An 11,802-nucleotide genomic window follows, 5' to 3' on the forward strand; every position below is an offset into this window, starting at 1 on the left:
GGCGCTCCTTAGCGCGTGGCCGGTGCGCTGGCGGCGGACTGGGCGGGGGCGATGCTCACCGGCGAGCCGGGCTTGGCTTTCAGCACGCCGTCGACGATCACCCGATCGCCCGCCTTCAGGCCCCGGGTCACCACATAGCTGTTGCCATGCGTGGCGCCGAGCTCGACCGGGCGGGGTTCGACCACGTTCTTGCTGTTGACGGTGAGCACCACCTTGTCGGCCTGCTGCTGGACCACCGAGCGCTGCGGTACCAAGATGGCGCCCTTCATCGTGACGCCATGGATACGTACCCGGACGAACTGGCCGGGCAGCAGCAGCCCGTCGGGGTTGGGCACGATGGCGCGGGCGCGGATGGTGCCGGTGGCGGGGTCGACCTTGCTGTCGGCAAAGTCGACGTGGCCGCGCGTGGCATAGAGCGAACCATCGGCCAGCTGCAGCTCGACTTCGAAATTGCGGCTCTTGGGCATGATCACCCGCCCTTCTTTTTCCGCGCGTTGCAGCCCGAGCTGGTCGGCTTCGGAGAAGGAGAAGTTGGCGTAGAGCGGGTCGAGCTGCGCGATGGTGGTCAACAGCCCGCCATTGGCGGTCGGCGCGACCAGGCTGCCTTCGGACACATTGATTTTGCTTGCCATGCCCGCGATGGGCGCGACCACGTTGGTGTAGTCCAGATTGATCTGCGCTTCCTGCAGCTTGGCATTGGCCGAGTCCAGGTTGGCGGTGGCCGTATCAAAGGCCGCGAAGGCGTCGTCGTAATCCTTCTTGGATACCGCGTTTTCCTTGTAGAGCGGAATGATCCGTTCTTTGTCCAGGCGCGCTTTTTCCAGCTGGGCCCTGGACTGCGCCTGTACCCCACGCGCCTGATCGAGTGCTGCGCGATAAGGCGCCGGATCGATCTGGAACAGCAACTGTCCTTCCTTTACCGGCTTGCCTTCGGTGTAGGTGCGCTTGAGCAGGATGCCTTCCACCCGCGCGCGCACCTCGATCTCGCGGTAGCCCGCGGTCTGGCCAACCGCCTCGTACACCGAGGGGACATCGGCGGGCGCTATGGTGATGACGGAAACCGGGGGAGGGGGCAGGTGCTTGGCTTCCTGCGATTTGCCACAGGCAGCGAACAGCACGGGAATCAGGCTGGCGAGTAGGACCGATAGGCGCGAGAGAGGATGCGGCATTTCGATAGAGGCTCCCAATAACACGAGGACCGGACTTGGCAGGCAATGCGAGTCCGACGCTTCGACGTTGAGTTTCGCCCATCGTTTATAGGTGAGAAACGACAGCCTTTCCCCCCGTAAAATCCCTCATCTTGTGCCAATGTTGTCGCGATATCGGCGTGCCCCGGCTTGAATCGCCCCAAACATGGACGCGCGCAAAGAAGGCCGATTCAGCTGCAGGTTTGCGCACTTCAGGTCGGCCACTGCAGATGGCGGGACAGTGGTAGCGCTATTGCGCAACGGCCGGCGACGCTGGCTCCCAGCTACCGCCCAAGGCGAGTAGCAGCGTAATGCGTTGATTGAGCCGGGCGGTTTGCAGTTGCAGCTGCTCCATACGGGTCATCGCGAGCGACTGCTGCCGGTTGAGCACGCTACGGGGATCGCGTGAGCCCACCTTCACCCGCACTTCCTCGCGGCGCAGCAGCGTCTGCTGTTCGGCGAGGCGGGCGTCGAGCAGTGTGGCGCGATCGCGGAACGCGGCTTCGGCGAGCAAGCTGCCTTCGACCTCCTTGAGCGCAGCGAGCGCCTGAGTACCGTAAGCGATGGCGGTCTGCTTTTGCCGGGCATCGTAGAAGTCGACCTGGCCCTGCAACTGGCCGCCGGTGAATAGCGGCGCGAGGAAGCTGCCACTCAGGCCTTTCACCGGGCTCTCCGCGCTATTGAGCAGGAAGAGATCGCTGTCCACCCAGGTGACGGCCGCGCCGATCGAGATTCGCGGCAGGCGAGCCGCCTGGGCCGACTGCTTGAGGTCGAACGCGGCGGCGACCCGGCGTTCGGCCGCGATCAGGTCGGGGCGCCGTTCCAGCAGTTCGGCCGGCAGGCCTGTTGGCGGCGTTGGCGGCAAGGCGGGCAACTGGCCCGCCGCGGCGAGCTCACCCGCCGGGTAGCGGCCGAGCAGGATCTCTAGCGTTTGCGCGGCCTGGCGCTCGGCCAGCTGCAGCTGACGCAGCTCGTCCTGGCGCTGGCGCAATGCGACCTGGTTTTCCTGCTCCTCGGTGGCCGGCGCAATGCCGGTGGTGATGCGCTGGCGAGCAATGCCGAGCAGGCGCTGCTGCGCGGTGACGAGGGCCTGCTGTTGTTCCACCAGTTGCCGGTATTGCAGTAGTGCGAACCAGGCGCGCGCCGTCGTCGCGACGACCACCTCGCGCGCCCACAGGTAATCGGCCTGGCTGGCGGCGTACTGCGACTCGGCGGCGCGGGCCTGCGAGCGCACCCGACCCCAGAGGTCGAGCTCCCAGCTGGCCGCCAGCGACAATACCTGCGTTTCGCTGTTGCCGCCGAGGCCACGCACCCCGACGGACGGGTAGAGTTCACCGCCGTTGATGGCCATCTGCGCGCGTGTTTCCTCGACGCGGGCGGCGGCGAGCCGCAGATCCCGGTTGTTTGCCACGGCTTCGGCCGCGAGCGCCTGCAGCGTGGCGTCATGGAACTGCGCCAGCCAGTCGTCCGCGACGATGCCGTCCTGCGCCGTGGTGCGCCAAGCAAGGTCTCGGGGTAGCATTTGCAGCTGCTCGCTGCGCAAGGCCTCGCTATCGGGCGCGTGCTGCAAGGCGCAGCCGGCGAGAGCCGCAAGCAGTAAGGCGAGCGGTATGGTTTTCCAATGAGGGGTCATGTGCCGTTTCCCCTCAGTGGAGCTTCAGGACCAGATAGTTGAGCTTGGTGCTTACGCGCAGGAATACCTTGCGCAGAATATGCACCATCTGGCCGTGCTCGGTGTAGATCGCACCGGCACCCAGCGCACCGGCCGGCAAAACCAGGTTCTTGTATTTGCCTTCGAGCTTGAGCTTGACCGCGAAGCGGTTGGGCGGCGTACCGACGGGGCCGGTGTTGGGCAGCATGCCTCCCTGCTGCACCTGGCCTTGTGATTGCGCCCAGACGATGGAATCGACGCGCGCCTTGATGATCTCGCCCGGATGGGTCAGCAGCGCCACTTCGGCCTCGTTGCCGTTGGCGACATTGTAGAGTTCGTTCTGCTGGTAGAAGGCGATCAGCTCCTGTTCGTCCTCGACAAAGCTGAATGCGGGTGCAAACGGCATCGGGACCAGCATGGTGCCGACGCGGATCTGCAGGTTGACCACGCGACCATTGGACGGTGCGCGGTATATGGTCTGGTCGAGTTCCCACTGGGCATTTTCCAGCTGGGTTTCGGTTTCCGCCCGCTTGGCACGTGCATTGGCGATGGCGGCAAATTCGCCCTGACTCTTGGCCGATAGCTTCTGCTTGACCTCGTTCTCGGTAGCCTGGGCGGTGATGAGCTCGCCTTCGAGTTCGCGCACGCGGGCCCGAGCGTCTTCCAGTGCAAACTTGTCGCCCGCACCGGCGGCGACCAGCTCCTCGTGCTCGGCCAGGCGCTTGCGGGCAAGGTCCAGTCGGGCGAGGACCACCGCAACCTGCCCGGCGGCAGCACGCGCCGTTTCGTTCAATTGCCGCGACGAGGCTTCGGCGTCGGACAGTGCGGCCTCGTCGGCCTTGAGTTTGGCCTGGAGTTGCTTGACTGCGTACTGGTAGGGGGTCGGGTCGATACGCAGCAGAATATCGCCCTTCTTGTAGCTGCGGTTGCCCTCGGCCGCGACCTCGATCACCCGCCCGCGCACCTGCGGCACCACCTGCAGCACCTTGTTCATGACCCGTACGTCACTGGAGGATGGCGCGACGATGTTCAGCGTGAGGATAAGAATGGTGAGCGCCACCACCGGGATGGTGAAGACGATGACCATGGACACCTTGTTCCACGGCAGCCACTTGAACTTGAAGAAAATCAGCCAGACGAAAAAGGCATAGATGCCGAGCAGCAGTGCGTCCATATCAGGCCTGATCCTTCTGGTTGCGAACGGTGGCAAGCTCGGCACGCAGCGTGTCGATCTCGCTACGCAGCGTATGCAGCAATTGCTCGTCGTGGCCGACTTGCTGGTCTAGCTGGGCCAGGTGCGCTTCGTCCTGGACGATTTTCTTGTCGTGCTCCTCGATCACCTTGTCGATGCCGTAGGCCATCTTGTAGAGCACCGGCTTGGTATAGGCCCATAGCCAGGCCAGCGGCCACAACAGGCCACCGAAGAACAGCGACAGCATGCACAGCGTCTGGATCGCGTCCTTCTGCGGGTGGTGGCGCTTGTGCGCGATTTTCTCGGGCAGGATGTGCAACATCCAGAAAATGGCGATACCGGCGATGGGCAGCACGATCAGCACGATCCACGACAGCACATTGGCTGCCGTGTCGAGCGCTTCGCCCTGGAACAGCGATGCCTGCGCTGTCATCGACAAGGTCAGCGGTATGCAACCGCCAGCAAACCTCAAGCGTGCCATTCAGACTGCCCTCCTGGATCGGTACCGCCACAATCAGTGCCAGATAATCCGTGTTTCACGCTGGGAAAAGCGTGTGCGTGAAGCGCAGCCCGATGGTAATCGGGCCGCATGAAATCCTGTATGAAGAATAATAGTGCGGGCAAAAAAATAAGCGGCACGCATTTGCGTGCCGCTTTGATTTCACAGGCCAAATTAGATCAGCACATATGCTGGCCGCCGTTGATGGCGAGGTTGGCACCGGTCACAAAACCCGCCAGCTCGGAGGCAAGATAGGTGACGAGGCCGGCGATTTCTTCTGGCTTGCCGAGCCGCCCGACCGGAATGCCGGAGACGATCTTGGCGCGCACCTCATCCGGCACCGCCATCACCATGTCTGTGGCGATATAACCCGGGCTGATGGTGTTCACGGTCACACCTTTCTTTGCCACTTCCTGCGCCAGCGCCATGGTGAAGCCATGCATGCCGGCCTTGGCGGCCGAGTAGTTGGTCTGGCCGAACTGGCCCTTCTGGCCATTGATCGACGAAATGTTGATCACGCGGCCCCAGCCCCGCTCGGTCATGCCATCGACGAACTGCTTGCTGACATTGAACAGTGAGTCGAGATTGGTGCTGATCACCGCATCCCAGCTGGTCTTGTCCAGCTTCTTGAAGCTGGCGTCGCGGGTGATGCCGGCGTTGTTCACCAGCACATCGACCGGGCCGAGTTCGGCTTCTATGCGGTTCTTCAACGTCACGCAGGCGTCGAAATCGGTGACGTCGCATTCATAGGCGTGGAAGGCGTAGCCCGCTTCCTTGGCATCGGCCAGCCATTGTGATTGCTTGCCCGGGCGCGAATAGGTGGTAACGACCCGGAAGCCGCCATCGGCCAACTGCTTGCAAATGGCGGTTCCGATGCCGCCCATGCCGCCGGTAACGAGTGCAATCTTGGACATGTTTGCTTTCCTCTTTGTGTGGTCACGCTAAAGTGCGTCGCGTCATGTTCGGCGCGAATCTTACATATATGTGTTGTGGATGGTAAATGACCTCATGTTGCGCCGCAGCAAATCTGCAACACTGCGCGTCAATCCGGGCTTTCACCTACTTAAGGTGTAGCCGCAGCCGGAAAGTCGCAAAAGTGAAAACAGGCTATCCCCATGAAAAGCGGCGACAATTTGCAGCACGGCCTCACGCCCTTGCATGTCACCGTCTGGCAGAACGGGTGGCTGGTGCCCGGATGGGCTGTCTAACCTGTCGGGCATGGCCGTCGCGGCCGAAAATCGGCCTGGCGCAGATTCTGCCGGTCTTGTCCAGAATTGAGGGGGAAGGGGGCATCGGGTAAAATGCGCAATTCACACTCCCCTACGCAGTCATGACCAAGTTCATCTTCGTTACCGGTGGTGTGGTGTCTTCGCTTGGCAAAGGCATCGCTGCCGCGTCTCTCGCCGCAATCCTCGAATCCCGCGGCCTCAAAGTCACCATGATGAAACTGGACCCGTACATCAACGTGGATCCGGGAACCATGAGCCCCATGCAGCACGGTGAGGTGTTCGTCACTGAGGACGGTGCCGAAACCGACCTCGACCTGGGGCACTACGAGCGCTTCATTCATTCCAAGATGAAGAAGGCCAACAACTTCACCACCGGCCAGATCTACGAATCGGTGATCAAGAAGGAACGCCGCGGCGATTACCTTGGCAAGACGGTGCAGGTGATCCCGCACATTACCGACGAGATCCGGCATTTCATTGGCCTGGGTTCCAGCGACGCCGAAGTGGCCGTGATCGAAGTGGGCGGCACCGTCGGCGACATCGAATCGCTGCCTTTCCTCGAAGCGATCCGCCAGATGGGCGTGACGCTCGGTCGCGAGAACACCTGCTTCGTTCATCTGTCCTACGTGCCCTATATCGCGGCCGCCGGCGAGATCAAGACCAAGCCGACCCAGCACAGCGTGAAGGAACTGCGCGAAATCGGTATTCAGCCTGACGTGCTGATCTGTCGCGCCGACCGCATGGTGCCGGACGATGAGCGCCGCAAGATCGCGCTGTTCACCAATGTCGCGGAAAAAGCGGTGGTTTCCTGCCCGGACATGGACAGCATCTACAAGATTCCGCGCGTGCTCTGTGAACAGGGCATCGACCAGATCATCACCCGGCAATTGCAGCTTGATCTGCCGCCGGCCAATCTGGCGATGTGGGACAAGATCGTCGACGCGATCGAGAACCCGACCCAGACGGTGAATATCGCCATGGTCGGCAAGTACGTCGACCTGACCGAATCGTACAAATCGCTGATCGAGTCACTGAAGCACGCCGGCATCCATACCGGCAGCGAAGTGAACATCCACTATATCGATTCCGAGGTGCTGGAAACCGAAGGCAATGCCAGCATCGAGGGCATGGATGCGATCCTGGTGCCTGGTGGCTTTGGCAAGCGAGGCGTGGAAGGCAAGATCCGCGCGGTGAAATTCGCTCGCGAGCACAATATTCCCTACCTCGGCATCTGTCTCGGCATGCAGATCGCGCTGATCGAATACGCGCGCGACGTGGCTGGGCTCAAGGGCGCCAACTCCACCGAGTTCGATCTCGAAACCGAATACCCGGTGGTGGCGCTGATCGACGAGTGGGTGAACCACGACGGCAAGATTGAGAAGCGTGACGAGAACTCCAACCTGGGCGGCACCATGCGCCTGGGGGCGCAACAGTGCAATCTGCTGCCGGGTAGCCTTGCGGCGAAGATCTACGGCATGGAATCGATCACCGAACGCCATCGTCATCGCTACGAAGTGAACAATCACTATCTGCCGCGTCTGGTCGAGGCCGGGCTCACCATCAGCGGCAAGTCGGCAGGCGCCGAGCAACTGGTCGAGACCGTCGAGCTGCCGCAGCATCGCTGGTTCTTCGCCTGCCAGTTCCACCCGGAGTTCACGTCGACTCCGCGCGATGGCCATCCGCTGTTCAAGTCGTACATCGAAGCGGCCATTGCCTATGCCAAGGAGCACGGACGAGTAGGGCTGAGCTGCTGAGTTTGCGGCGGCACAAGGTGGTAACGCCTTGTGCCGTTTAGACTATTTCACTACCCGCTGTAATGTTCGGCCGCTAGGCTGAAGGCCGCCGCCCCGTCGGCGCGCGCGATTCGGACACACCGCTTTCGCGTGAGCAGGCGCCAAGGTCTGGTGGTTTGCCGTTCAATAATCAACCATAGAGGTAAGGCAATGAGCGCAATCGTTGATGTAGTCGCCCGCGAAATCCTGGATTCGCGCGGCAACCCGACCGTCGAAGCCGACGTGTTGCTGGAATCCGGCGTAATGGGCCGTGCGGCCGTGCCGTCCGGCGCATCTACCGGCGAGCGCGAAGCGCTGGAACTGCGTGACTGCGACAAGAGCCGTTACCTCGGCAAGGGCGTGCTCAAGGCCGTCGAGAACATCAATACCGAGATCGTCGAAGCCATCATCGGCCTCGATGCTGCCGAGCAGGCCTTCATCGACAAGACCATGCTCGACCTCGACGGTACCGACGACAAGAGCAAGCTCGGCGCCAACGCCATCCTCGCCGTGTCTATGGCCGTGGCCAAGGCTGCTGCCGAGGAGGCCGGCCTGCCGCTGTATCGCTATATCGGCGGTTCGGGCCCGATGAGCCTGCCGGTGCCGATGATGAACGTGATCAACGGTGGCGAACACGCTTCCAATAGCCTGGATTTCCAGGAAATCATGATCGTTCCGGCCGGTGCACCGACCTTCCGTGAGGCACTGCGCTATGGCGCCGAAGTGTTCCACAACCTGAAGAAGATCCTGCACGATAAACACCTGCCGACCCAGGTCGGTGACGAAGGTGGTTTCGCACCCGATGTGGCCGGCCCGGAAGAAGCCATCGAGCTGATCCTGGCCGCGATCGAGAAAGCCGGCTACAAGGCCGGTTCCGACTTCTACATCGCCCTCGATTGCGCTGCATCCGAGTACTTCAACAAGGATAGCGGTACCTATACCTTCAAGAAGGGCGGTGGTCGCACCTTCACGTCGAACGAAATGGTCGACTACCTGGAAGGCCTGGTGAACAAGTTCCCGATCATCTCGATCGAGGACGGCATGGGCGAACGCGACTGGGCGGGTTGGAAGGTACTGACCGACCGCATTGGCAGCCGTGTACAGCTGGTGGGCGATGATCTGTTCGTGACCAACGCCAAGATCCTGGCCGAAGGCATCGACAAGGGCATCTGCAACTCGATCCTGATCAAGGTCAACCAGATCGGCTCGCTGACCGAAACGTTGGCCGCCGTCGATCTGGCCAAGCGCAATCGTTACACCTCGGTGATGAGCCATCGCTCGGGCGAAACCGAAGATGCCACCATTGCCGATCTGGCTGTCGCGACCAACTGCATGCAGATCAAGACCGGTTCGCTGTCGCGCTCGGACCGTATCGCCAAGTACAACCAGATCCTGCGCATCGAGGAAGAACTGGGCGATGCTGCCTACTATCCGGGCATCAACGCGTTCTACCAGATCAAGAAGTAATCTGGGTCAGGCTTGCCACCTAGGTGATACGGCAAGCCTGTAGTAACATCGGCAACCGGGGCGCTCGCCCCGGTTTCCTTTTACCCTGGCTGCAATGCGCACACTCGCCATCCTTCTCGCGCTACTGATCGCCCTCTTGCAATGGCCGCTCTGGATCGGCAAGGGCAGTTGGTTGCGTGTCTGGCAACTCGACCAGCAGCTGGCCGAGCGCCACGCCGAAAATGACAAGCTGCGCGAGCGCAATGCCGCGCTCGCCGCCGAAGTCCAGGATCTCAAGACCGGTACCGATGCCATCGAGGAGCGTGCGCGCAACGAGCTTGGCATGATCCGCAAGGACGAGGTGTTCTTCCAGATCCTCGATCGCTCCAAGCCGGTGGCCGCCAAGCCCGCGCCGGTTCCGGCCGCCACTGCCGCTTCAGCACGCTGATCGACTCGCCGCGCCCGCGGCAAACTGTACTGCAAACCCGGCCGATTTTACCCGGATTGCTGTAACTGTTGTGTTGTCGCGGCGATGCGATATAGTGGTGCGAACCCGCACCATGACGAGGCCGCGCCATGAACGATGTGAGCTCCCCCCTGCAGCGTAAGAGCGACACGCTCTACGCCCAGCTCGCCGATGAACTCGCGCAGGCCATTGCCAGCGGCGTGCTCAAGGCGGGAGAGAAGCTACCGTCGATCCGCAAGCTCTCGGCGCAACGGCACGTCAGCCTGTCCACCGTGATGGAAGCCTACCGCTCACTGGAGGATCGCGGCCTGATCGAGGCACGCCCGCAGAGCGGCTTCTATGTGGCCAGGCTGCCGGTGCTGCGCACGCCAGGGCTGACCCAGCCGCCGCGCGAGCCGCTGGAAGTGGTGACGCCACCGGTGCTGTGGCCCTACCAGGCGAGCGAACTCAAGCCCATCCGCGTCGACTTTGGCCTTGCCATCCTCAGCCCCGAGTTCTATCCCAACCAGCAGCTGCAGCGGCTGCTGTCGCAGGTGACGCGGCACAGCCCGCGCATGCTGTCTGACTACGGCAAGCCGGTGGGCGACCCGGAGTTGCGCCGCCATATCGCGCGGCGCGCGCTGGCCTGGGGCGGACAGTTCGAATCGGACGAGGTGTTGATCACGCACGGCTGCCTGGAGGCGATCAACCTGTGCCTGCGCGCGGTGACCAAGCCGGGCGACGTGGTTGCCATCGAGTCGCCGGCGTACTTCGGGCTGCTGCAGATGCTGGAGAGCTTCCAGCTCAAGGCGCTGGAAATTCCCACCCATCCGCAGACCGGCATCTCGATCGAGGCGCTGGAGCTTGCCACGCGCGATGGCCAGGTGCAGGCCTGTCTGCTGTTGCCCAATTTCTCCAACCCGCTCGGTTGCCTGATGCCGGACGAGAACAAGCAGCGCTTGGTCGAGCTTCTGGCCGAGCGCCACATCCCGCTGATCGAGGACGATCTCTACGGCGAATTCTTCCATCGCGGCGATCGCCCGCGCCCGGCCAAGGCGTTCGATCCACCGGTGGAGCAAGGCGGCGGCAACGTGATGCTGTGCTCGTCGTTCACCAAGGCGCTGGCGCCCGGCATGCGCATCGGCTGGGTCGTGGCGGGGCGCTGGCAGCGCGAGATCGAGCGGCTGAAGTTCATCAACACCTATTCGACGCCGCTGGCGCTGCAGCAGACCATTGCGCGCTTCCTCGACAACGGTGGCTATGATCACCACCTGCGCCGCTTGCGCCGCATCGTCGCCGAGCAGGTGACTGCCGCGGTCGAAGCGATCCAGCGCTATTTCCCGGCCGATACCCGGCTCAACGTGCCGCAGGGCGGCTATGTGCTGTGGGTGGAACTGCCGCCTCAGATCGACTCTCGCGAGCTGTTGCGCGATTCTATGGCCGAGGGCATCAATTTCACACCGGGCGAGCTGTTCAGCCCCAGTCGCAGCTATCGCAACTGCATGCGCATCTGCTGCGTAGAAACCTGGACCACACGGCACGAGGCGGCCATTCGCCGCCTGGGCGAACTGGCGCAGCAGCGGCTGGCCCTTGCTCCGGATTGAATGCCGTCAGCTGGGGACTCAGCTGGGCGTGGTGGCGCTCTGCATCATATCCGGCTGTCGCGGCAACAGGGCGCAGGCGGCGACGTCGACGGTCTGGATCTCCTCGCAGCCGAACGAATAGCTGAGCAGGCAGGGCGGCGTCACGCCGCTGTCATCCACCCAGATCACGTGAAAGCGCGGGCCGCAGCGGCCCTCGATCAGGGTTTTTAGGTTGACGAGGTCGTCGATCAGATAGGCGTGCAGCGTGGCCGGCACAGCCAGGACCAGCGAGGCAATCCAGCGTGGGGGGCGGCGCATGGTGGTGGCCCTCCTCCGGGAGACAGGTACGCGCCGCGCGCCCGAGCAGCCTAAGCCTTACCGCGTGCGTACTTGCTCCATCCAACTGTAAGGCTCCTGCAGGTGTGACTGGGTGCGGGGTGTCAAGTTTGCTGGCCGGTCAACCGTACATCATATTTGTGCCCGAGCTGGCGGCGTAGCCGCCGCCCACCTACCAGCAACTGGCAAAGCAGGGCGTCCAGCCAGGCGCTCACCGGCGAGGTCAGGCGGAACTGGCTGGGCTGCAAGGCCTGGATCACGACCCGCTGCCGTCCGGAAAGCCTCAGGCGCTCGCCGCCGCGGAGCAGCAGATCGCCTTCGCCATCGGTCACCCAGAGCAGGCCCTGCTGGCAGCTCAGTTCCATGCCGGCCCGGCAATCGAACCCGGCGACGAGCCCGGCGCATTGCATGCTGACGTTCTTCATGGCGACCTCCAAAGGGCAAGATTGAGGCTCCATCGTA

The 11,802-nt window shown here is 62.7% G+C and carries 11 protein-coding genes; 4 read left to right on the plus strand and 7 right to left on the minus strand.

Going from position 1 to position 11,802, the window contains the following annotated elements; genetic code table 11:
• Positions 1 to 8 precede the first annotated feature (8 nt).
• From NLI84_RS07900 to NLI84_RS07920, 5 genes are all read right to left on the minus strand, one after another.
• Positions 9 to 1,169: an efflux RND transporter periplasmic adaptor subunit gene (locus tag NLI84_RS07900; protein WP_255989421.1), complete on the minus strand. Its 1,161-nt coding sequence runs from the start codon at positions 1,167 to 1,169 to the stop codon at positions 9 to 11.
• A 268-nt stretch (positions 1,170 to 1,437) separates the two neighbouring features.
• A complete protein-coding gene (locus tag NLI84_RS07905; protein WP_255989423.1) occupies positions 1,438 to 2,820 on the minus strand; it encodes a TolC family protein in 1,383 nt (460 codons plus the stop codon).
• 13 nt (positions 2,821 to 2,833) lie between these two features.
• Positions 2,834 to 4,012, minus strand: coding sequence for an HlyD family secretion protein (locus tag NLI84_RS07910; RefSeq protein WP_255989425.1), 1,179 nt, complete (start codon positions 4,010 to 4,012; stop codon positions 2,834 to 2,836).
• A gap of 1 nt (position 4,013) precedes the next feature.
• Positions 4,014 to 4,511 (minus strand): DUF3302 domain-containing protein, encoded by a 498-nt coding sequence (locus NLI84_RS07915; protein ID WP_255989427.1) that lies wholly within the window; start codon positions 4,509 to 4,511, stop codon positions 4,014 to 4,016.
• A 197-nt stretch (positions 4,512 to 4,708) separates the two neighbouring features.
• Positions 4,709 to 5,443: a beta-ketoacyl-ACP reductase gene (locus tag NLI84_RS07920; protein ID WP_255989428.1), complete on the minus strand. Its 735-nt coding sequence runs from the start codon at positions 5,441 to 5,443 to the stop codon at positions 4,709 to 4,711.
• A gap of 416 nt (positions 5,444 to 5,859) precedes the next feature.
• Between NLI84_RS07920 and pyrG the strand changes: the two genes are divergently transcribed.
• From pyrG to NLI84_RS07940, 4 genes are all read left to right on the plus strand, one after another.
• Positions 5,860 to 7,512, plus strand: coding sequence for a CTP synthase (gene pyrG / locus NLI84_RS07925; protein WP_255989429.1), 1,653 nt, complete (start codon positions 5,860 to 5,862; stop codon positions 7,510 to 7,512).
• A 189-nt stretch (positions 7,513 to 7,701) separates the two neighbouring features.
• Entirely contained in the window at positions 7,702 to 8,997 is a 1,296-nt protein-coding gene (gene eno / locus NLI84_RS07930) for a phosphopyruvate hydratase (RefSeq protein WP_255989430.1), read from the plus strand.
• Between the two features lie 94 nt (positions 8,998 to 9,091).
• Positions 9,092 to 9,424: a cell division protein FtsB gene (ftsB, locus tag NLI84_RS07935; RefSeq protein WP_255989431.1), complete on the plus strand. Its 333-nt coding sequence runs from the start codon at positions 9,092 to 9,094 to the stop codon at positions 9,422 to 9,424.
• A 128-nt stretch (positions 9,425 to 9,552) separates the two neighbouring features.
• On the plus strand, positions 9,553 to 11,025 hold the full coding sequence (locus NLI84_RS07940; RefSeq protein ID WP_255989433.1) for an aminotransferase-like domain-containing protein: 1,473 nt from the start codon (positions 9,553 to 9,555) through the stop codon (positions 11,023 to 11,025).
• Positions 11,026 to 11,043: 18 nt separating this feature from the next.
• On the opposite strand, the gene NLI84_RS07945 is transcribed toward NLI84_RS07940, so the two are convergent.
• Positions 11,044 to 11,322, minus strand: a complete 279-nt coding sequence (locus tag NLI84_RS07945) for a hypothetical protein (protein WP_255989435.1) — start codon at positions 11,320 to 11,322, stop codon at positions 11,044 to 11,046.
• A gap of 122 nt (positions 11,323 to 11,444) precedes the next feature.
• Complete coding sequence (locus tag NLI84_RS07950; RefSeq protein WP_255989436.1) at positions 11,445 to 11,765, minus strand: DUF2917 domain-containing protein; 321 nt, start codon at positions 11,763 to 11,765, stop codon at positions 11,445 to 11,447.
• Positions 11,766 to 11,802 lie beyond the last annotated feature (37 nt).

It is taken from the genome of Chitinolyticbacter albus, assembly GCF_024437655.1.
In the GTDB taxonomy this organism is placed as follows: domain Bacteria; phylum Pseudomonadota; class Gammaproteobacteria; order Burkholderiales; family Chitinibacteraceae; genus Chitinolyticbacter; species Chitinolyticbacter albus.

Bases quoted from the DNA above. Each gene is read 5' to 3' on its own strand.
- NLI84_RS07905 (WP_255989423.1), bottom strand. From the start codon at position 2,820: ATGACCCCTCATTGGAAAACCATACCGCTCGCCTTACTGCTTGCGGCT.
- pyrG (WP_255989429.1), top strand. From the start codon at position 5,860: ATGACCAAGTTCATCTTCGTTACCGGTGGTGTGGTGTCTTCGCTTGGC.
- NLI84_RS07900 (WP_255989421.1), bottom strand. From the start codon at position 1,169: ATGCCGCATCCTCTCTCGCGCCTATCGGTCCTACTCGCCAGCCTGATT.
- NLI84_RS07940 (WP_255989433.1), top strand. From the start codon at position 9,553: ATGAACGATGTGAGCTCCCCCCTGCAGCGTAAGAGCGACACGCTCTAC.
- NLI84_RS07910 (WP_255989425.1), bottom strand. From the start codon at position 4,012: ATGGACGCACTGCTGCTCGGCATCTATGCCTTTTTCGTCTGGCTGATT.
- ftsB (WP_255989431.1), top strand. From the start codon at position 9,092: ATGCGCACACTCGCCATCCTTCTCGCGCTACTGATCGCCCTCTTGCAA.
- eno (WP_255989430.1), top strand. From the start codon at position 7,702: ATGAGCGCAATCGTTGATGTAGTCGCCCGCGAAATCCTGGATTCGCGC.
- NLI84_RS07945 (WP_255989435.1), bottom strand. From the start codon at position 11,322: ATGCGCCGCCCCCCACGCTGGATTGCCTCGCTGGTCCTGGCTGTGCCG.
- NLI84_RS07920 (WP_255989428.1), bottom strand. From the start codon at position 5,443: ATGTCCAAGATTGCACTCGTTACCGGCGGCATGGGCGGCATCGGAACC.
- NLI84_RS07950 (WP_255989436.1), bottom strand. From the start codon at position 11,765: ATGAAGAACGTCAGCATGCAATGCGCCGGGCTCGTCGCCGGGTTCGAT.
- NLI84_RS07915 (WP_255989427.1), bottom strand. From the start codon at position 4,511: ATGGCACGCTTGAGGTTTGCTGGCGGTTGCATACCGCTGACCTTGTCG.